The following is a 20,871-nucleotide window of genomic DNA, read 5'->3' on the forward strand; positions in this document are numbered from 1 at the left end:
GCGGGCCCCCGCACGCGCAAATCGAAAATGCAAGTGCAGCAACGGATTTGCGGTGGACCGGAGGCTCGCGCGAATCAGCGCCCACGCTACCGCGTGCCGAACCCGGGCGCTACTCGACAGCGCGGACCGGCCCCAAAAGTGAGCTCAGCGGGCCTGACCCTGGGTGGCCAGGAACCCCGCGACGCCGCGGACCAGCGCGTCGGCGTATTTCTGGCGGCCTTCGGGTGACTCCATCAGCCCCGAATCGACCGGGTTCTTCATGTTGCCGCACTCGACCAGGATCGCGGGGTATTGCGCCAGGTTGAGACCGGTCAGGTCGGATCGCCCGTACAGCCCGTTCTGGCCGATGTAGGTGGCCGGCGGGATGCCGGAGGCCTGCATCTGGTCGCGCACGATGCGTGCGTACTGCACCGACGGTCCCGCTTGCACCTGGTTGAGCGGCGGGGCCGAGTAGTTGACGTGGAATCCCCGGCCGGACGGTGGGCCGCCGTCGGCGTGGATGCTCAAGATCGCATTGGGGCGCAGCGAGTTGGCCACGTTGGCGCGCTCATCGATACAGGGCCCCAGCCCGGTGTCGTTACCGCGCGACAGCGCGGTCCGCACACCCAACGCGCTTAGCGCCGCGCGCACCCGCAGCGCGGTGTCCCAGGTGAAGGTGTGTTCCGGATAGCCGCTGTTGGTCGCGGTTCCGCTGGTCTGGCAGTCCTTGGTGCCGCCGCGGCCGGTCGTCACCTGCCGGCTGATGGAGGCGTCGTTGGCGCCGTTGTGGCCGGGGTCGATGAAGACGACCATGCCCGCGATGCTCGACGGGACCCCCCACGCAGGCGGGGTCGCGGCCGGCGTGACCGCTGTCGACGCAGCAATCACCGCCCCGATGACGAACTTGACTCCGACACGCCTGCTCACTCGTAGATGCACGGCGCAAAGGTAACGTCGCGCGGTCTACGCTGGGTGTTTCGAATCGCCAGACATCCACAGGCGAAACCAACTCGAGACCAAGATGCGAGGGGATTGTCATGCAACCCGGTGGCGACATGTCGGCGCTGCTCGCCCAGGCGCAGCAGATGCAACAAAAGCTGATGGAGGCCCAGCAACAGCTCGCGAACGCCGAAATCCACGGCAAGGCCGGTGGCGGCCTGGTCGAAGCCATCGTCAAGGGCAGTGGCGAGGTCGTCGCGGTCAAGATCGACCCCTCGGTCGTCGACCCCTCCGACGTCGAGACCTTGCAGGATCTGATCGTCGGCGCCATGACCGACGCCTCCAAGCAGGTCACCAAACTGGCCCAGGAGCAACTGGGGTCGCTGACCGCGGGCCTGAGCGCACCACCCAACCCGGCCGGCCCGGCGGCCCCACCGGCGCCGCCGATGCAAATGCCGGGGCTCTGACCCACCCGCCGACATGTTTGAGGGACCCGTCCAGGATTTGATCGACGAGCTCGGCAAGCTGCCGGGCATCGGGCCAAAGAGCGCGCAACGCATCGCTTTTCATTTGCTGTCGGTCGAACCGCCGGACATCGACCGACTGACCGCCGTGTTGGCGAAGGTCCGCGACGGTGTGCGATTCTGCGCGGTGTGCGGCAACGTCTCCGACGACGAGCGCTGCCGAATCTGCGCCGACCCCCGCCGGGACGGCTCCCAGGTGTGTGTCGTCGAGGAACCCAAGGACGTCCAGGCCGTCGAGCGCACCCGGGAGTTCCGCGGCCGGTATCACGTCCTGGGTGGCGCGCTTGACCCGTTGTCCGGGGTGGGCCCCGATCAGCTGCGGATCCGCGAGCTGCTCGGCCGCATCGGCGAGCGGGTGGACGGTGTCGATATCACCGAGGTGATCATCGCGACCGACCCGAACACCGAGGGCGAAGCGACGGCCACCTACCTGGTCCGGGTGCTGCGCGACATCCCAGGGCTGACCGTGACGCGCATCGCGTCCGGGTTGCCGATGGGCGGGGACTTGGAGTTCGCCGACGAGCTGACGCTGGGCCGGGCGCTCACCGGCCGCCGCTCGATGGTCTGACCAGCGTGCGCGGGGCGGTCACGCCTTGCTCAGCTGGAACTGTCTGGTGACGACCCGGCACGGCTCGGCGCCGCACTCGGGCGTCGTCGTGTCGCCCTCCCCGGCCAAGGTCACCGCATCAAAGCTGTAGTTGACCGCCGCGGGGGCCGATGCGCCGTTGGGGCACGGCACCGGAGCCGTCCCGCGGTGCGTCCATCGGCCATTGGCCAGTTGGAACTCCCAGCTGATGACGAACGTCCCGCCATCCTGTGAGGTCGCCAGGGTGCAGTCCGATCCGCACGCGACGAAAAGCCACGCGGTCGGTTTGTCGCTACCCGCGTAGAGCACGTTGTACCGGCCATTCAAGACTTCCGGGTCGGCGTGCGCCGGTGCCGCCAGCGCGATGAGCAGTGCGGCCACCCCAGCCGGCGTCCGGGCCCGCACGTCAGCGTGCCGCCAGTCGTTCGCGGCGCAGCTGCTCCACCTCGGGCAGCTGCAATGGCGCCAGCTCGCCCACTACCCTGCCCAGCAACAGGTCGGCCAGTTCCGGGTTGCGGGCCAGGCAGGGCCCGTGCATGTAGGTGGCTACGACGCCGCCCTGGACCACGCCGTCGAAACCGTCGCCGAGGCGATTGCCCGCGCCCTTGGCGACCGCGCCCAGCGGCGCGGCAGCGGGACCCAAGACCGTGCCCCCGCGATGGTTCTCGAAGCCGGTCAGCGGTTGGGTCAGACCGGCCAGCAGCGGCTTGCTCACCACCTCACCGATCGTGCGTTCCGGCTGGGGCGCGGTGGTCGCATCCAGGATGCCCACGCCGTCGACGCGTTCCCCGGACGACGTCTCGTACCAGTGGCCGAGCACCTGGACGGCCGCGCAGATCGCCAGGACCGGCGCGCCCCGCTCCGCGGCACGCTGCAGGCCCGGGTAGCGCAGCAGATGCCGGGTGGCCAGCCGCTGCGCGTAGTCTTCGGCGCCGCCCAGCGTGTACAGGTCCAGCGAGTCGGGCACCGGGTCGTCCAGGGTGATTTCCACGATCTCGGCGGCGATGTCGCGCATGCGCAGCCGTTGGCGGAGCACGACCGCGTTGCCGCCATCGCCGTAGGTGCCCATCACGTCGGGAAGCACCAGTCCGATCCGGATCGCCGAGTCACCCATGGCGCGCCAGCCTGCGTTGCAGCTGCAAGAACGCGGTGTAGTTGGCGACGACCTCCACCCGGCCGGGCGGGCACGACGCGATGGCCGCAACCATGTCGTGCACCAGGGTGTGCTCGACGCCGGCGTACCCCAGCCGCACCGCCAGGTCGGTGCCCCGCTCACCGGACGCGACGACGGCTGACTGCTGGCGCTGCTGTTCCTCGCCGGATTCGCCTCGTGACGCACGAGGATCACCGGCGCGCTGCTGTTCCTCGCCGGACTCGCCTCGTGACGCACGAGGCTCACCCGCGAGATGCTCGAAGCGCACGTCCCACAGCCAGGACAGGTCCTCGCCATCGGGCACCTGCCCGTTGACCGCGATGACCACCCCGGCCGCCTGTTTGTCCACCATCGACAGCGCTTCCTGCCACCCGGCCGGGTTCTTGGCCAGCAGAATGCGTGCGTCGTGCGCCCCGATGCGCACGGTCCGGTACCGTCCCGCGACCTCGTCCACGCCCGATACCGCCGCGATGGCCTTGGCGGGGTCGGCTCCCAGCGCGACGGCGGCGGCGACGGCCTGGGCGGCGTTACCCCTGTTCACCGCGCCAGGTAAGGCCAAATGCATAGGCAGTGCCAGCCCGTCGGGGCCGTGCAGCATGTCCCCGTCGGCGGGGCCGAACCACCAGTGCGGGCTGGGGCGCTTGAAGTCGGCGCCGGTGCTGTACCAGTGGCCCGCTTTAGAAGTGGGGTCGCGGACGATCACCTCGCCGCTGCGTGGGCAGCTGACGGAGTCGTTCGCCCAGGCGCCGCCGGCGGCCACCCACACCACGTTCGGGCTGTCGTAGGCCGCCGACGTCATCAGCACGTCGTCGCAGTTGGCGACGATCACCGCGTTGGGGTGGCGGGCCAGCCCGGCGCGCAGCGTGCGTTCGATCACGTTGATTTCGCCGACCCGGTCCAGCTGATCGCGAGACAGGTTGAGCAGCACGATGACGTTGGGCTCGACGGCGTCGGACACGTGCGGCACGTGCATCTCGTCGACTTCCAGGGCGGCCAGCCCGGCGCTGCGGTCGGCGGCCAGGGCGGCGATCAGGCCGGCGTCCATGTTCGCACCCTCGGCGTTGGTGGCGACCGAGCCGAGCGTGCTCAGCGCGGCCGCGGTCATTCGGGTGGTCGTCGACTTGCCGTTGGTGCCGGTGATGATGACCGTGCGCCGTCCGGCGCCGAGCTGCCGCAGGATTGAGCGGTCCAGGGTCATCGCGACGAGGCCGCCGATCATCGCCCCGGCCCCGCGCCCGGTGACGCGCGATGCCCAGCGCGCGCTCGCGCCGGCGGCGAGGGCGAGACGTGCGCGGGTCGTGACCACCCGCGCAGTTTAAGGGCGATCGCAAGCGCGGCGCTTTTTGCCGGGTGAAGCGGGTCGCCCTCATGCGTTTCAAGGGCGATCGCAAGCGCGGCGCTTTTGCCGGGTGGGTTAACCGCCGACACGGCGACGCAACGACCGGGCGATGTCGGTCAGACGTGCCATTCTCAGTCCATGAGCCCTACGAATCCGGCTCCCTGGGGACGGCCGGCGAGCGATCCAGAGGCGGGTTGGGCCGTCATCGACGTCGAGACCTCCGGGTTCCGGCCCGGTCAGGCGCGGATCATCAGCCTCGCGGTGCTCGGCCTCGACGCGAAAGGCCGCATCGAGCATTCAGTCGTGAGCCTGCTCAACCCCGGCGTCGACCCCGGTCCCACCCACGTGCATGGGCTGACCGCCGCCATGCTCGAGGACCAGCCTCAGTTCGGCGACATCATCGGTGACGTCATCGATGTCGTGCGCGGTCGCACGCTGGTGGCGCACAACGTGGCGTTTGACTACGCGTTCCTGGCCGCCGAGGCCGAGCTGACGGGCGCCGAGCTTCCCGTCGACACCGTCATGTGCACGGTCGAGCTGGCCCGCCGCCTCGATCTCGGTCTGGACAATCTGCGGTTGGAGACGCTGGCCACGCACTGGGGCGTGACCCAGCAGCGTCCACACGACGCTTTCGACGACGCGCTGGTCTTGACAAGGGTGCTGGGAGCCGCGCTCGATCGGGCCCGTGAACACGACATCTGGCTGCCCGTGCACCCCGTCACCCGGCGCCGGTGGCCCAACGGCCGGGTCACCCACGATGAGCTGCGGCCGTTGAAGGCGCTGGCGTCCCGGCTGCCCTGCCCGTATCTCAACCCGGGCCCGTACGTTCGGGGCCGGCCGCTGGTGCAGGGCATGCGGGTGGCGCTGGCGGCCGAGGTGCGCCACACCCACGAAGAGCTCGTCGAACGAATCCTGCATGCCGGTCTGGCCTACACCGATGTCGTCGACCGCGAGACGTCGCTGGTGGTGTGCAACGAGGCCGCGCCCGAGCAGGGCAAGGGCTTTCAGGCCCGGCAGCTGGGCGTACCGACGGTGTCCGACGCGCAGTTCATGGCGGGGGTGAACTCGGTGATCGGCGGCACCAGCATGGAGGAATTCGTCGACGCATCCCGGGTCGACGATCAGCTCGCCCTGTTCTAGACACGAACCGGCCTTCCCGCCGAACGTAGCCGGCGGGAAGGCGCGAAGTCGTTGCGGCAGCAGGTTGTTTATCGGCCAGCGGCAGACGCGCCTGGCCGCCGACCCGATCCGGCAGACGGCGGCGTCAGCCGCGGGCGGCGCGGTTGATCGCCGAGACCACCGCCCGCAACGAGGCCGTGGTGATCGACGGCGCGATGCCGACGCCCCAGACCGTTTTGCTGGTGACCTGACCCGCCGCGCTCGCGATCGCGACCGGGTCGGTAGGGCCGCGACCCGCTTCGCCCGGCTCCGCCGCGCTCGCGATCGCGACCGAAGCCTCCACATACGCCGCGGCCTGCGCGTCGTCGCCGGCGCTCATCGCGTGCTCGGAATAGTCCAGCACCGCGACGTCGAACCCGACGCCGCCCAGCGCGTGCACGAACGCGGCCAGGGGCCCGTTGCCGGAGCCGCGGATCTCGGTCTCCACTCCGTTGATCTTGACGATCGCGGCGACACTGGTCATGCCGCCGTCATCCTCGGCCGCCTCGACCCGCTGCTTGATCCGCTCCAGCGGCCACACCGGCTCCAAGTACTCTTCGGAGAACGCGTCCCACATCTCCTTCGGCGACACCTCGCCGCCCTCGCCGTCGGCGATCTTCTGGATCACCTGGGAGAACTCGATCTGCAGCCGCCGCGGCAGCACCAGCCCGTGGTCGGACTTCATGATGTAGGCCACCCCGCCCTTGCCGGACTGGGAGTTGACCCGGATCACCGCTTCGTAGGTGCGGCCGACATCGCGCGGGTCGATCGGCAGGTACGGCACCTGCCAAAGCATGTCCTCGACGTCGGCGCCGGCGGTGTCGGCGTCCACCTTCATCTGGTCCAGGCCCTTGTTGATCGCATCCTGGTGGCTGCCGGAGAACGCGGTGTACACCAGATCGCCGCCATACGGGTGACGTTCCGGCACCGCCAGCTGGTTGCAGTACTCCACCGTCCGGCGGATCTCGTCGATGTTGGAGAAGTCGATCTGCGGGTCGACGCCGCGGGAGAACAGGTTCAGCCCCAGCGTCACCAGGCACACGTTGCCGGTCCGCTCCCCGTTGCCGAACAGGCAGCCCTCGATCCGGTCGGCTCCGGCCGCGTACCCCAATTCGGCTGCGGCAACAGCGGTTCCGCGGTCGTTGTGCGGATGCAGACTCAGGATGACGGACGCCCGGTTGGCCAGGTTGCGGCTCATCCACTCGATCGAGTCGGCGTAGACGTTGGGTGTGGCCATCTCCACCGTGGCGGGCAAATTGAAGATGATCGGGTTGTCCGGTGTGGGCCGAATGATCTCCCCGACGGCATCGCACACTTGCTTGGCGTATGCCAATTCCGTGCCGGTGTAGGACTCCGGCGAATACTCGAATCGCCATTGCGTACCAGGGTATTTGGCTGCTTCCTCGACGCACTTGCGCGCACCCTCGGTAGCGATGGCCTGCACTTCCGCCCGGTCGGCGCGAAAAACCACGCGGCGCTGCAGGATTGACGTCGAGTTGTAAAAGTGCACGATCACCCGGTGCGCGCCTTCGCACGCCTGGAAGGTGCGCTCGATCAGTTCCGGTCGGCACTGGGTCAGCACCTGGATGGTGACGTCGTCGGGAATGGCGTTGTCGGTGATGATTTCGCGGACGAAGTCGAAGTCGGTCTGGCTGGCCGACGGGAACCCAACCTCAATCTCCTTGTATCCCATAGCAACCAGCAGATCGAACATGCGGCGCTTGCGGGCGGGGCTCATCGGATCGATCAACGCTTGATTGCCATCGCGCAGATCCACCGCGCACCACAGCGGCGCGCTGTCGATGATGCGGTCGGGCCAGGTGCGGTCGGGCAACGTGATGGGTTCGACTTCGTCGGCGAAGGGCCGGTACCGATCGACCGGCATCGACGATCCGCGCTGCGGGTTCCAGGCCGGCTGGCCCAGCCGGGGTGGACCGGCGGGCTTGGTCAGGGTTCGCGCCGAGACGTATGCGTCGGCGATTTCAGAAAAGTTGGTCACGGTAATTGCTCCGGGGTGTCAGAAAGGGACTTCAGACCGGCGCATCGCGAACACCCGCGACGGGAAGCCGGTCTGGATCAGACCCCGCCGCGGCGTCCGAGAAGGAGCACCCGCTGCACGCTCTGCACTCTACCGCGACCGGCGGCCGGGACGAAACTGAGCCGAAACCGTGCGGACCGAGAAGCAAAACCGCAGGTCGTAGCGGTCGCTGGCGGGTCATTAAACGAGATGCGCCGCCACGTATTCTGAGGTGAACTTAAACCACGTCTGTGGGCGGGAAGGGCAGGCAGGAAAACAGTGGCGCTCGTCGTACAAAAGTACGGCGGATCCTCGGTGGCCGACGCCGACCGAATCCGCCGCGTCGCGGAACGCATCGTCGAGACCAAAAAGCAGGGCAACGACGTCGTCGTGGTGGTCTCGGCGATGGGCGATACCACCGATGACCTGCTCGATCTCGCACAGCAGGTGTGCCCGGTGCCGCCCGCCCGCGAGCTGGACATGCTGCTGACCGCCGGGGAACGCATCTCTAATGCGCTGGTGGCGATGGCCGTCGAATCGCTCGGCGCCCGCGCCCGATCGTTCACCGGGTCGCAGGCCGGCGTCATCACCACAGGCACGCACGGCAACGCCAAGATCATCGACGTGACGCCGACGCGGCTGCAATCCGCGCTCGAGCAGGGCGACGTCGTGCTGGTCGCCGGCTTCCAGGGCGTCAGCCAGGACAGTCGCGACGTGACCACCTTGGGCCGCGGTGGCTCGGACACCACCGCCGTCGCGCTGGCCGCCGCGCTGGGCGCCGACGTCTGCGAGATCTACACCGACGTGGACGGCATTTTCAGCGCGGACCCGCGGATCGTGCCGAATGCCCGCAAGCTCGACACGGTGACCTTCGAGGAAATGCTCGAAATGGCCGCCTGCGGCGCCAAGGTGCTGATGCTGCGCTGCGTGGAGTACGCCCGTCGTTACAACCTTCCGGTGCACGTCCGGTCCTCGTACTCGGACAAGCCAGGCACCGTCGTCGTCGGATCGATCAAGGACATAGAGATGGAAAGCCCCCTGCTGACCGGCGTTGCGCACGACCGCAGCGAAGCCAAAGTGACCATTGTCGGGATCCCGGACATTCCGGGCTACGCGGCCAGTGTGTTCCGCGCCGTCGCCGACGCCGACGTGAACATCGACATGGTGTTGCAGAACGTCTCCAAGGTCGAGGACGGCAAGACCGACATCACGTTCACCTGCTCGCGCGACAGCGGGCCCACCGCCGTGGCCAAGTTGGATGCGCTCAAGGAGGAGATCGGGTTCACCCAGCTGCTCTACGACGACCACATCGGCAAGGTCTCGCTGATCGGGGCAGGCATGCGCAGTCATCCCGGAGTCACGGCCACGTTCTGTGAGGCGCTGGCCAAGGTCGGCGTCAACATCGAGTTGATCTCCACCTCAGAAATCCGCATCTCGGTGCTGTGCCGCGACACCGAACTAGACAAGGCCGTCGTTGCGTTACATGAGGCGTTCGGGTTGGGCGGCGACGAGGAGGCCACGGTGTATGCGGGGACGGGTCGATAGATGGTTGCTATTGGGGTAGTGGGTGCCACCGGTCAGGTGGGCCAGGTGATGCGCAATCTGCTCGACGAGCGCGATTTTCCGGCGACGACCGTGCGGTTCTTTGCGTCCGCCCGCTCGCAGGGCCGCAAGCTGCCGTTCCGGGGGCAGGAAATCGAGGTGGAGGACGCCGCCACGGCCGACCCGAGCGGCCTGGACATCGCGGTGTTCTCGGCCGGCAAGACGATGTCGTTGGTGCAGGCGCCGCGGTTTGCGGCGGCCGGGGTGACCGTGATCGACAACTCCTCGGCCTGGCGCAAGGACCCCGACGTGCCCCTGGTGGTGTCGGAGGTGAACTTCGCACGGGACGCGCACCGCAGGCCCAAGGGCATCATCGCCAACCCGAACTGCACCACCATGGCCGCGATGCCGGTGCTCAAACCGCTGCACGAGGAGGCGCAACTGGTGCGGCTGGTGGTCTCGAGCTATCAGGCGGTCTCCGGCAGCGGCATCGCCGGTGTCGAGGAGCTGGCCACGCAGACCCGTGCCGCCGTCGGCGGCGCCGAACAGCTGGTACACGACGGGCGGGCGGTGGACTTCCCGGCCCCGAAGACCTACGTCGCGCCGATCGCCTTCAACGTGGTGCCGCTGGCCGGTTCGCTGGTCGACGACGGCTCGGGTGAGACCGACGAAGATCAGAAACTGCGCCATGAGAGCCGCAAGATCCTGGGCATCCCCGATCTGTTGGTCAGCGGAACCTGTGTGCGGGTCCCGGTGTTCACCGGGCACTCGCTGTCGATCAACGCCGAGTTCGCGCGGCCCCTGTCGCCGCAGCGCGCCCGGGAACTGCTCGCCGAGGCGCACGGTGTGAAGGTGGTCGACGTGCCGACCCCCCTGGACGCCGCCGGCGTCGACGAGTCACTGGTCGGCCGCATCCGCCAGGATCCGGGCGTCGCGGACGGGCGTGGGCTGGCGCTGTTCGTCTCAGCGGACAATCTACGTAAGGGCGCGGCCCTCAACACCATTCAGATCGCCGAGCTGCTGGCCGCAGCGCTCTGATCCGCCGTGAGCGGCGGTCGATTCGCGCTGCTCGGTGTGCTGTGGTTGGTTGTCGCGCAATCGGTTTGGTCCGCGCATGCCGACCCGCCGGCGCCGGCTCCCGGGCCCATCGTGCACACCCTGGCGCCGGGTCAAGTGTTGCGGCTCGGACCCACCGCCGGAACAGGCACTCCCACAAAGGATTACGGAATAGGTGCGACGGATCTCTGCGAGTTCCTGGAGTTTCCTACCGAACTGCTCCAGGTGTGCGGCGACAGCTTCGCCGGCCAGGGGGTGGGGTTCGGCGGCTGGTACTCGCCGATCGCGTTGCACGTAGACACCGCCTCGATCAACGATCCCGCAGGCGTGCGGTATACCGGTGTCACCGGGATCGGCAAGCCGCTGCTGGCCGATCCCACGCCCGCCGGTGATTCGCAGCTCCCGGCCGGTGTGGTGGAGATCAACCGGCGCAATTACTTGATGGTCACGACGACAAAGGATCTCAACCCGCAGAATTCGCGGTTGGTGGCCGCCGAACCGGCGCACGCGGGCTGGCGGACCGTCGCCGGATCGAAGCGGGACGGGTCCTATCAGGGTGGCTCGCAGACACAGATCAGCGGCTACTACGACCCCATCCCGACGCCCGACTCGCCCAGCGGGTGGGTGTACATCGTCACCAACAGCTTTACCCGCAGTCAGCCCGTCCTACTGTATCGCGTTGCGCCACAGAATTTTACGGACCGGTCTCGATGGCAAGGCTGGGCGGGCGGGCCGGGTGGGGGCTGGAACAAGCGGCCGACGCCGTTATGGTCGGACATGATCGGCGAGATGTGTGTTCGACAGGTCGACGGCAAGACGGTGCTGTCCTACTTCAACGCCAGCAACGGCAACATGGAGGTTCGGGTCGCCAACGACCCGACGTCGCTGGGCGATGCACCGGTGACCACCGTGGTGCAGCATGACGAGTGGCCCGAACCGGCGGAAAGCCTTCCGCCACCGGAGGATAACCGGCTTGCGCAACCGTATGGCGGTTACATCTCGCCCGGCTCCACGCTGGACGAGCTACGAATCTTCGTCAGCCAGTGGGACACCCGCGCCCGGGTGGCCGCGCCGTACCGGGTGATTCAGTTCGCGGTCAACCCGTTCAAACCCGATTGAGACGGCCGCTCACCCGCACGGCGCGTATGCCAACGTCCGGAGGCAACTGCGTCACGGCGGCCTTGCCCGCTGACGGCCTACGCAGGTGATGCCCCGTGGGGTCGATCCCAGCCCGCCGCCGCGTTCGCCACCGTGGGGACCGTCTAGACGAATCCGCCCTCAGGTCCCAGCAACCCAGAATCCATGACAGAAGCATTTGCCATAGATACCGGCTGGCGTTTCACCGCTATCGCGACACACCGTGTGACGCCATCGCCAAGCGGAGTCTTCGGCGGTTTCGGGATCGTACCCGGGCGTGCCGGCTAACCTCGGATTCCGCTCCGCAGTTTTGCTGTCATCAACGCAGCGCAACGAATTGCCGAGCCCGCTCCGCGGGGCGATTTCGCAGGTGAGGCAGGGTTTTTGGCTCACAGCTGCTTCATAAGTAGCGCATAGCCATAACTATTGTTTACCCCCGCATCATGTGTCTCATGAGTGAAACATCTGAAACCCCCACAACGCGGTCCGCGACCGCAACCGCACCGGTCCCGGCAGAGCCGGTGGTGCATCGGCCCGCCAGGGTCTTTCAAGCGGCGGCTTGGGTCGCCATCGTTGCCGGAACCGTGTTCATCATCGCGGTCATCTTCTTCACCGGCTTCTTGCTGGGTAGGTCGACCGGACACCACCACGGCCACCATCACCACCACAAGCACCACGCGATGGTTCACCCGCACCGCTGGGGTGGCCCCGGCGGTCCGGGCGGCGGCCCCATCGGCGGGCCCGGCGCCAACCAACCCGGCGGACCTGGCTCGGTAGCTCCGGGCGCGCCCGGACCCAGCCAGATTCCGTCGTCGGTCGCACCGTCTCGTACGCCATAGCCGCTGTGGGACGTCGACACATCTCAATCCATCAGATGGTCACGGGGTAAAAGGAGGACCCCGGGGGGCCACCAAAATCGAACACGTAGTAGCCCGGCGCCCTCAGAGCGCCGGGCTACCCGCGTTTCGGCCATCGGGTGCACATAATTCGAATTCACAGCGACTTTGTCGTCGGGATTGGTTGCGGCGACGACATTCCAGGGCAGGATTCAGGGTATGAGTGAAACACCTGAACGCGGGATACAGCCGGCTGTCGATACCGCTCCACCCCCACCACCGCCGCGGGCCAAGCCACCCAGGCTCTATGCGGCCGCAGCGTGGGTGGTCATCGTCGCCGGGATCGTCTTCATCCTCTCGGTGGTCTTCTTCTCCGGCGCCGTGATCTTCGGCTATCACCACCATCGTTGCCACCATCACGGCGTGATGTTCAAGCCGGGCGGCCCCGGCGCTCCGGGGCCCTGGCAGTACGGCGGACCGGGTGCCCCGGGCGCTTATCCGGGTAGTCCGTACGGTCCCGGCTCCGCGGCCGGTCCATTCGGACCGGGCGGACCGGGCGGCCCGATTGCCGGGCCCAGTGGCCCGGGCGGTCCGGCACCGGCCACCAGCACGGTGGCGCCGGCGCCGCCGCCGCCGGGACCGCGTCCGTAGTCTCGATTCAAAGGCGCTGACGACCCGGCGCTCTCAGGCGGTGCCGGGTCGTGGTCCTTAGAGTGAAAGTTCTTGACACCGATTCGTATTCGCGTTGGCTGGGTACACACGGCACTGCCCTAGGCAGTGAATCAGCCGCGTCCGACGAGGAGATGACGAGGAGATCTACGATGACGGAGCGCTTCACCACGACGGATGCGGGGATCCCTGCGCCCAGCGACGAGCAGTCGCTGACGATCGGCCCCGACGGCCCGATTCTGCTGCAGGACCACTACCTGATCGAGCAGATGGCGCAATTCAACCGGGAGCGCATCCCGGAACGCCAACCGCACGCGAAGGGCGGTGGCGCTTTTGGTCAGTTCGAAGTGACCAACGACGTCAGTCAGTACACCCGGGCCGCGGTGTTCCAGCCCGGTACCGAAACCGAGATGCTGGCCAGGTTTTCGACGGTGGCCGGTGAGCGCGGCAGCCCGGACACCTGGCGGGACCCGCGCGGCTTCGCGTTGAAGTTTTATACGTCCGAAGGCAATTTCGACATGGTGGGCAACAACACGCCCGTCTTCTTCATGCGTGATCCGCTGAAGTTCCAGCACTTCATCCGGTCTCAAAAGCGGATGCAGGCAACCAATTTGCGCGACCACAACATGCAATGGGACTTCTGGAGTTTGTCGCCGGAATCCGCGCACCAGGTGACGTGGTTGATGGGCGACCGCGGCATTCCCAAGACGTGGCGCAACATGAACGGCTACAGCAGCCACACCTACAGCTGGATCAACGCCGCCGGTGAAATCTTCTGGGTGAAATATCACTTCATCACCGACCAGGGGATCGAGTTCCTCACGCAGGAGGATGCCGACCGGTTGGCCGGCGAGGACGGCGATTACCACCAGCGCGACCTCTACGACGCGATCGAGCGGGGTGACTATCCCAGCTGGACGCTCAAGATGCAGATCATGCCGTACGAGGAGGCGAAGAATTACCGGTTCAACCCGTTCGATCTGACGAAAGTGTGGCCGCACGGCGACTATCCGCTGATCGACGTCGGCAAGATGACGCTGAACCGCAACGTCACCGACTACCACACCGAAATCGAGCAGGCGGCGTTCGGGCCGAACAACACCGTGCCCGGCACCGGGCTGAGCCCGGACAAGATGTTGCAGGCGCGGGGCTTCTCCTACTCCGACGCACACCGCGCCCGACTGGGTGCCAACTATCGGCAAATCCCCGTAAACGAACCCCGGGTGGAGGTCAACAGCTACTCCAAAGACGGTGCGATGCGTATTAAGAACGTCACCGATCCGGTGTATGCGCCCAATTCCTACGGCGGCCCGCACGCGGATCCGGCGCGCGCCGCCGAGGTGCGCTGGCATGCCGACGGCCAGATGATCCGGGCGGCTTACACGTTGCACGCCGAGGACGACGACTGGAGCCAGGCGGGCACCATGGTTCGCGAGGTCCTCGACGACGCCGCACGGGAGCGCTTGGTGCACAACATCATTGGGCATGTTTGCAAAGGTGTTCGGGAGCCGGTGCTCTCCCGCGTCTTCGAGTACTGGCGCAACGTCGACCCCGATCTCGGCAAAAAGGTGGAGGAAGGGGTTCGGGGCCGATAGCCCACCCGGGTGACGTAGGTGCACGAGTCGGCGTCAGCCTGGCATGATCGGACCTCATGATGCGGATCCCCGCCATGGCGGTGAGTGCCGGTCTGGCGCTGAGCTGTTCCATCCCGACCGCGTCCGCCCATCCCTCCGATCCCGGGGTCGTCTCGTATGCGGTCCTCGGTAAAGGGTCGGTCGGCAACGTCGTCGGCGGCCCGATGGGGTGGGAGTCGGTATTCACCGAGCCGTTCCAGGGCTACTTCGTCGATCTGCCCGACTGCAACAACTGGGCCGACATCGGCCTGCCCGAGGTGTTCAACGATCCCGACTTGGCATCGTTCAACGGGGCCGTCACGCAGACGTCGGCCACCGACCAGACCCATCTGGTGAAACAGGCGGTAGGGGTGTTCGCCACTACCGACGCCGCGGACCGCGCCTTCCACCGCGTGGTCGACCGAACCGGCGGCTGCTCGGGGCAGACCACCGCGATGCATCTGGACAATGGGCAAACGCAGGTGTGGTCGTTCGTCGGGGCGCCCGCCACCGCCGCCGACGCCAACTGGACCAAGCAGGAGGCGGGCACCGATCGACGCTGCTTCAATCAAACCCGGTTGCGGGAAAACGTGGTGTTGCAGGCCAAGGTTTGCCAGTCTGGCAACGCGGGGCCGGCGGTCAACGTGCTGGCCGGAGCCATGCAGAACGCGCTGGGCCAGTAGCGGGTGAAGTCGAGTGTTCATCCCAGCCGGGCCGTCCCGACCAGCGCGGACAGGAATATGTCGGAGCGATCTGGAAGATGAACTGATGGCGGTTATCGTTCCGATAGCCGTCCAACATGACGCTCGGCGCGCCTGGTCGGGCCCGGAGGGATCGTGATATGACGCTCGCCGCTATCACCGCCGCGGCCTCGCACCTCGACATTGCCCGGCCGGCCGAATCCGAGTTGACCTCCTCCGAGGAGGCCGCCCAGTACATCGCCGACGGTTGCCTGGTCGACGGCCCGGCGCAACGGGTCGGGCTGGAGATGGAGGGGCACTGCTTCGACCCGGTTGACCCGCACCGCCGGCCGGGCTGGGACGAGATCACCGGGGTCATCGACGCGCTGTCGCCGCTGCCCGGCGGTAGCGCGGTCACGGTGGAGCCCGGTGGCGCGATCGAACTGTCCGGCCGGCCGGAGGACGGCGTGCTGACCGCCATCGAGGCGATGCACAACGACCAGAGCGTGTTGCGTCAGACCCTGGCCGAGCAGGGTCTGGGACTGGTCTTCTTAGGCACCGATCCGCTGCGGCCACCCCGGCGCATCAACCCGGGCGCGCGCTACCGCGCAATGGAAGAGTTTTTCGCCGCCGGCCAGTCCCCCGAGGCGGGCGCCGCGATGATGACGTCGACGGCCTCGGTTCAGGTCAACGTGGATGCCGGGCCGCAGACCGATTGGGCGGCCCGGGTGCGGCTGGCCCACGCCCTGGGACCCACCATGATCGCAATCACCGCCAACTCCCCGATGCTCGGCGGTGAATTCACCGGTTGGCAGTCCAGCCGCCAGCGGGTGTGGGGTCAGATGGACTCGGCGCGCTGCGGCCCCATCCTGGGCGCCAGTGGGGACGATCCGGGCGCCGACTGGGCCCGCTACGCGCTCAAGGCGCCGGTGATGATGGTGCACAACCCCGAGGCCGTCCCGCTGACTCACTACGTGTCCTTCGCCGACTGGGCCGACGGCTCGGCGCGGCTGTGCGACCGCCGTCCCACCCTCGCCGACCTCGACTATCACCTCACCACGCTGTTCCCGCCGGTGCGTCCCAGACAATGGCTGGAGATCCGCTATTTGGACAGCACACCAGATCAGTACTGGCCCGCCATTGCCTTCACGCTGACTACCCTGCTCGACGACCCCGCCGCCGCCGACGCCGCCGCTGCGGCCGTCGAACCGGTGGCCACCGCCTGGGACAACGCCGCCCGACTCGGTCTGGCCGATCGGCGGCTGCATGCGGCGGCCTTGTCGTGCGTGGCCATCGCTGCCGACAGGGCACCGGCCGGCCTCACCGACGCGATGCAGCAGCTGATCGCCAACGTCGAACGAGCGCGATGTCCCGGCGACGGCTTCTGCGATCAGGTCATCGACAACGGCATCGCGGCCACGGTGTCGCAGCTGGCGCAAGGGGAGTTGTGACTTCGCGACAACGAATCGCCGACGATCTCGAGCGGGCGCGGGCGCGTACGTTGCGGCTGGTCGATTTCGACGACGACGAACTTCACCGCCAGTACGACTCGTTGATGAGCCCGCTGGTGTGGGATCTCGCGCACATCGGCCAGCAAGAGGAGCTGTGGCTGTTGCGCGGCGGCGACCCGGCTCGCCCCGGCATGCTCGACCCGGCGGTGGAGGGTCTCTACGACGCCTTCGTGCACCCGCGCGCCAGCCGCGTCGACTTGCCGCTGCTCTCGCCCAAACAAGCTCGATCATATTGCCGCACAGTGCGTTCCGCGGTGCTTGATGCGCTGGACGCACTGCCCGATGAACCGGGCGCTGACCGTGCGGCCTTCGCTTACGGGATGATCGTCAGCCACGAACACCAACACGACGAAACGATGCTGCAGGCGTTGAACCTGCGCACCGGCAGTCCGCTGCTGCGTGCTTCAACCAGTTTGCCAGTCGGCCGCGCGGGCGTGGCCGGGACGTCGGTGCTGGTGCCCGGCGGGCCGTTCGTGCTCGGCGTCGACGCCGGCAGCGAACCGTTCTCGTTGGACAACGAACGCCCCGCCCATGTCGTCGACGTGCCGTCGTTCCGGATCGGCCGGGTCCCGGTCACCAACGGCGAATGGCAACACTTCATCGACGCCGGTGGCTACCGCGATCCCCGCTGGTGGTCACCGCGCGGGTGGGAGCACCGGGCGAGCGCCGGTCTTGCCGCACCGCAGTTCTGGGCCCCCGACGGCCGCACCCGCACCCGGTTCGGCTACATCGAGGAGATCCCGCCCGACGAGCCGGTGCAGCATGTCACCTATTTCGAGGCCGAGGCCTACGCCGCCTGGGCCGGTGCCCGGTTGCCCAGCGAAATCGAATGGGAGAAGGCCTGCGCGTGGGATCCCGCGACCGGGACCCGGCGCCGCTACCCGTGGGGATGGGTCGAGCCGTCAAGCGAACTCGCCAACCTGGGCGGAGCCGCGCTGCGCCCCGCACCGGTGGGCGCCTACCCGGCCGGCGCCTCGGCCTACGGCGTCGAGCAGATGCTCGGCGACGTCTGGGAGTGGACCACCTCGCCGCTGCGGCCGTGGCCCGGTTTCGCGCCGATGATCTACGAGCGCTACTCGCAGCCGTTCTTCGACGGTGACTACCGGATCCTGCGCGGCGGATCATGGGCCGTGGCGGCCGACATCCTGCGGCCCAGCTTCCGCAATTGGGACCACCCGATCCGCCGGCAGATCTTTTCCGGGGTGCGGCTGGCATGGGATGTTCCCGACGCGGGAGACCGGACCTGATGTGTCGCCACCTCGGCTGGCTCGGCGCCGACGTCAGCGTGTCGGCGCTGGTGCTGGATCCACCATTCGGACTGCGGGTGCAGTCCTACGCGCCGCGCCGCCAAAAGCACGGCCTGCTGAACGCCGACGGTTGGGGCGTCGGGTTTTTCGACCGTTCCGTCGACGGCGTCGTCGTGCCGCGACGCTGGCGCAGCGCGGCTCCGCTGTGGGGCGACACCTCGTTCGACTCGGTCGCGCCGGCGCTGCGCAGCGGCTGCGTAGTGGCCGCGGTGCGCTCGGCGACGGTGGGCATGCCGATCGAAGTGAGCGCCACCGCGCCGTTCACCGACGGGCAATGGTTGTTGTCGCACAACGGCGTCGTCGACCGCACTGTGCTGCCGTTGACGGCCACCGCCGAATCCGTATGTGACAGCGCGATGTTGGCGGCCACCATCTTCGCGCTGGGACTGGACGCGCTGGGTGCGACGATCGCGCAGATCGGCGCGCTGGACCCCAACGCCCGGCTCAACATTCTGGCGGCCAACGGTTCTCGCATGCTGGCCACCGCCTGGGGTGACACCCTGTCCATCCTGCGCCGTGACGACGGCGTAGTGCTGGCCAGCGAGCCCTACGACGACGACTCGGATTGGGAGGACGTCCCCGATCACCATCTGGTCGAAGTCAGCGCGCAAGGCGTGACGCTGACCCCGCTGGACGAGCCGAAAGGATCTCGATGACGCTGTCGCTGTCCAACCACCTGGCCGCCGACTCGGCGTATCACGCGCTACGCCGTGACGTTTTCGACGGCCTGCGACGCACACCGAAGTCGTTGCCGCCCAAGTGGTTTTACGACTCGGTGGGCAGCGACCTGTTCGACCAGATCACCCGGCTGCCGGAGTACTACCCCACCCGCGCGGAGGCGGAGATCCTGCGCTCCCGGTCCGCGGAAATCGCGGCGACCAGCGCGGCTGACACCCTGGTCGAACTGGGCAGCGGAACGTCGGAGAAGACGCGGCTGTTGCTGGACGCGCTGCACCAGCGCGCAGCGTTGCGCCGGTTTGTGCCGTTCGACGTCGATGCCGGCATGTTGGCGACCGCCGCCACCGCCATCCAACAGGAATACCCCGGTGTCGAAATCAAGGCCGTGTGCGGCGATTTCGAGGAGCACCTCGGCGAGATCCCGGCCGGCGGCCGGCGGCTGTTCGTGTTCCTCGGATCGACGATCGGCAACCTCACCCCGGGGCCGCGCGCCGAGTTTCTCACCACCCTGGCCGCGGTGATGCAGCCCGGCGACACCTTGCTGCTGGGCACCGATCTGGTCAAGGACACCGGCCGGTTGCTGCGCGCCTACGACGACGCCGCGGGCGTGACGGCCCGGTTCAACCGCAATGTGCTCGCCGTGGTCAACCGGGAACTGGATGCGGATTTCGACGTCGCCGCCTTCGAGCATGTGGCGCGGTGGAACGTCGAGGAGGAACGCATCGAGATGTGGCTGCGGACCGACCGATCCCAGCGGGTCCGGATCGGGGCCCTCGATTTGACCGTCGAGTTCGGTGCCGGCGAGGAGATGTTGACCGAGGTGTCGAGCAAGTTTCGGCCCGAAGGGGTGAGCTCGGAACTGGCCGCCGCGGGACTGCGCCGCCTTCGGTGGTGGACCGACGCCGCCGGCGACTTCGGGTTGTCGTTAGCGGCTAAATGAACGAGGCTGCGTCGCTGGCCGACCGCTGGCGGGCGGCCCGGCCCCCGGCAGCCGGTCTGCATCTGGACAGCGCCGCCAGCTCGCGGCAAAGTTTCGCCGCCATCGACGCCGCCGCGCAGCACGCCCGGCACGAGGCGGAGGTCGGCGCATACGTGGCAGCGCAGGCCGCGGCACCCACCCTGGACGCGGGGCGCGCCGCACTTGCCGCGCTGACCGGAATGGCCGACGCCGACGTCGTCTACACCACCGGTTCGCTGAACGCGCTGGATCTGCTGCTCGGGAGCTGGCCCACCGAGCGCCGAACCCTGGCTTGCCTGCCGGGCGAATACGGGCCCAACCTCGCGGTGATGGCGGCCCACGGGTTCGACCGACGGCTGCTGCCGACGCTCGAGGATGGCCGCCTCGCGCTCGACGACGCGGCGTTCGCCCTCGAGACCGACCCGCCCGATTTCGTCCACCTGACTCCGGTAGCCAGCCACAGCGGTGTGGTGCAACCGATTTCGATGGTGGTGCAGCTGTGCCGCGACCTGGGTCTGCCGCTGGTCATCGACGCCGCGCAGGCGCTGGGTCAGGTGGACTGCGCGGTCGGGGCCGACGTGATGTACTCGTCGTCGCGCAAGTGGATGGCCGGCCCGCGCGGCGTGGGTTTCCTGGCCATCCGGGCGGACCTGACGCAGCGGCTCCGGCCCCGGTTGCCGGTGCCGACATGGTCCGAACCGGTCTCGGTGGCTCAGCAACTCGAATTCGGTGAAGCCAATATCGCTGCCCGCGTGGGTTTTTCGGTGGCACTCGGTGAGTATCTGGCGTTCGGGCCGGCGGCGGTGCGGGCGCGGCTGGTCGACGTCGGCCGGATCAGCCGCAGCACCCTGGCCGATGTGCCGGGGTGGGCGGTGGTCGAAGAACTCGAAGAGCCCAGCGCGATAACAACTTTGACGCCCACCGACGGCGCCGACCCGCAGGAGGTGCGGGACTGGCTGCTCATCGAACGGCGGATCCTGTGCACCTTTGCGGGTCTTCCGCGCGCGCCGCTGGCCATGACGGCGCCGGTGTTACGGATCTCTCCGCATGCCGACACCACCGCGGCGGACCTGGAAACCTTCGCCGAGGCGTTGATCGCCGCGACCGCCGCCACCAGCGCCTAGCCCGGATCGATCCCGACGCGAAAGCCGTGCACAGAACCGTTGGGCCAGGTGGGATCGCGTGCCTA

General features: G+C 68.0%; 20 protein-coding genes. 15 read left to right on the forward strand and 5 right to left on the reverse strand.

Going from position 1 to position 20,871, the window contains the following annotated elements; all coding sequences use genetic code 11:
* Positions 1-144: 144 nt before the first annotated feature.
* Positions 145-918 carry an Rv3717 family N-acetylmuramoyl-L-alanine amidase gene (locus AWC25_RS16095; RefSeq protein WP_069401923.1) on the reverse strand — a complete coding sequence of 258 codons (774 nt, stop codon included), beginning with the start codon at positions 916-918 and terminating at the stop codon, positions 145-147.
* A 98-nt stretch (positions 919-1,016) separates the two neighbouring features.
* Here AWC25_RS16095 and AWC25_RS16100 point away from each other — a divergent pair, with 98 nt between their 5' ends.
* Complete coding sequence (locus AWC25_RS16100; RefSeq protein ID WP_069401924.1) at positions 1,017-1,385, forward strand: YbaB/EbfC family nucleoid-associated protein; 369 nt, start codon at positions 1,017-1,019, stop codon at positions 1,383-1,385.
* 13 nt (positions 1,386-1,398) lie between these two features.
* Entirely contained in the window at positions 1,399-2,010 is a 612-nt protein-coding gene (gene recR / locus AWC25_RS16105; RefSeq protein WP_069401925.1) for a recombination mediator RecR, read from the forward strand.
* 18 nt (positions 2,011-2,028) lie between these two features.
* On the opposite strand, the gene AWC25_RS16110 is transcribed toward recR, so the two are convergent.
* The 3 genes from AWC25_RS16110 to AWC25_RS16120 are packed head-to-tail and all read right to left on the reverse strand — an operon-like array spanning position 2,029 to position 4,487.
* Complete coding sequence (locus AWC25_RS16110; RefSeq protein ID WP_244899527.1) at positions 2,029-2,409, reverse strand: hypothetical protein; 381 nt, start codon at positions 2,407-2,409, stop codon at positions 2,029-2,031.
* 25 nt (positions 2,410-2,434) lie between these two features.
* Positions 2,435-3,142 (reverse strand): type 1 glutamine amidotransferase, encoded by a 708-nt coding sequence (locus AWC25_RS16115; protein WP_069401927.1) that lies wholly within the window; start codon positions 3,140-3,142, stop codon positions 2,435-2,437.
* Positions 3,135-4,487 carry a Mur ligase family protein gene (locus tag AWC25_RS16120; RefSeq protein WP_069401928.1) on the reverse strand — a complete coding sequence of 451 codons (1,353 nt, stop codon included), beginning with the start codon at positions 4,485-4,487 and terminating at the stop codon, positions 3,135-3,137. Before AWC25_RS16120 ends, AWC25_RS16115 begins: the two co-directional genes overlap by 8 nt.
* Positions 4,488-4,658: 171 nt before the next feature.
* Here AWC25_RS16120 and AWC25_RS16130 point away from each other — a divergent pair, with 171 nt between their 5' ends.
* Positions 4,659-5,660, forward strand: coding sequence for a DEDDh family exonuclease (locus AWC25_RS16130; RefSeq protein ID WP_069401929.1), 1,002 nt, complete (start codon positions 4,659-4,661; stop codon positions 5,658-5,660).
* 124 nt (positions 5,661-5,784) lie between these two features.
* On the opposite strand, the gene leuA is transcribed toward AWC25_RS16130, so the two are convergent.
* Entirely contained in the window at positions 5,785-7,677 is a 1,893-nt protein-coding gene (gene leuA / locus AWC25_RS16135) for a 2-isopropylmalate synthase (RefSeq protein ID WP_085167085.1), read from the reverse strand.
* Positions 7,678-7,974: 297 nt separating this feature from the next.
* On the opposite strand from leuA, the gene AWC25_RS16140 reads away from it, so the two are divergent.
* From AWC25_RS16140 to egtE, 12 genes are all read left to right on the forward strand, one after another.
* Positions 7,975-9,240 (forward strand): aspartate kinase, encoded by a 1,266-nt coding sequence (locus AWC25_RS16140; protein WP_069401931.1) that lies wholly within the window; start codon positions 7,975-7,977, stop codon positions 9,238-9,240.
* Positions 9,241-10,275, forward strand: coding sequence for an aspartate-semialdehyde dehydrogenase (locus AWC25_RS16145; protein ID WP_069401932.1), 1,035 nt, complete (start codon positions 9,241-9,243; stop codon positions 10,273-10,275). It begins immediately after the preceding gene.
* Between the two features lie 6 nt (positions 10,276-10,281).
* Positions 10,282-11,412 (forward strand): DUF4185 domain-containing protein, encoded by a 1,131-nt coding sequence (locus AWC25_RS16150; protein WP_085167086.1) that lies wholly within the window; start codon positions 10,282-10,284, stop codon positions 11,410-11,412.
* Positions 11,413-11,882: 470 nt separating this feature from the next.
* Complete coding sequence (locus tag AWC25_RS16155; RefSeq protein WP_069401934.1) at positions 11,883-12,269, forward strand: hypothetical protein; 387 nt, start codon at positions 11,883-11,885, stop codon at positions 12,267-12,269.
* A gap of 216 nt (positions 12,270-12,485) precedes the next feature.
* Positions 12,486-12,917, forward strand: a complete 432-nt coding sequence (locus AWC25_RS16160; protein ID WP_069401935.1) for a hypothetical protein — start codon at positions 12,486-12,488, stop codon at positions 12,915-12,917.
* A 170-nt stretch (positions 12,918-13,087) separates the two neighbouring features.
* A complete protein-coding gene (locus AWC25_RS16165) occupies positions 13,088-14,530 on the forward strand; it encodes a catalase (RefSeq protein WP_085167087.1) in 1,443 nt (480 codons plus the stop codon).
* A gap of 59 nt (positions 14,531-14,589) precedes the next feature.
* Positions 14,590-15,231 carry a sensor domain-containing protein gene (locus AWC25_RS16170; RefSeq protein ID WP_069401967.1) on the forward strand — a complete coding sequence of 214 codons (642 nt, stop codon included), beginning with the start codon at positions 14,590-14,592 and terminating at the stop codon, positions 15,229-15,231.
* Positions 15,232-15,389: 158 nt separating this feature from the next.
* Entirely contained in the window at positions 15,390-16,679 is a 1,290-nt protein-coding gene (gene egtA, locus AWC25_RS16175) for an ergothioneine biosynthesis glutamate--cysteine ligase EgtA (RefSeq protein WP_069401937.1), read from the forward strand.
* Positions 16,676-17,986: an ergothioneine biosynthesis protein EgtB gene (gene egtB / locus AWC25_RS16180; RefSeq protein WP_142278879.1), complete on the forward strand. Its 1,311-nt coding sequence runs from the start codon at positions 16,676-16,678 to the stop codon at positions 17,984-17,986. Before egtA ends, egtB begins: the two co-directional genes overlap by 4 nt.
* Complete coding sequence (egtC, locus tag AWC25_RS16185) at positions 17,986-18,702, forward strand: ergothioneine biosynthesis protein EgtC (protein WP_069401939.1); 717 nt, start codon at positions 17,986-17,988, stop codon at positions 18,700-18,702. The genes egtB and egtC overlap by 1 nt, the downstream gene beginning before the upstream one ends.
* Entirely contained in the window at positions 18,699-19,664 is a 966-nt protein-coding gene (gene egtD / locus AWC25_RS16190; RefSeq protein WP_069401940.1) for an L-histidine N(alpha)-methyltransferase, read from the forward strand. The genes egtC and egtD overlap by 4 nt, the downstream gene beginning before the upstream one ends.
* Entirely contained in the window at positions 19,661-20,806 is a 1,146-nt protein-coding gene (gene egtE, locus AWC25_RS16195; protein ID WP_069401941.1) for an ergothioneine biosynthesis PLP-dependent enzyme EgtE, read from the forward strand. The genes egtD and egtE overlap by 4 nt, the downstream gene beginning before the upstream one ends.
* The last annotated feature ends 65 nt before the right edge of the window (positions 20,807-20,871 follow it).

It is taken from the genome of Mycobacterium sherrisii (genome assembly GCF_002102355.1).
GTDB classification, from domain to species: Bacteria; Actinomycetota; Actinomycetes; order Mycobacteriales; family Mycobacteriaceae; genus Mycobacterium; species Mycobacterium sherrisii.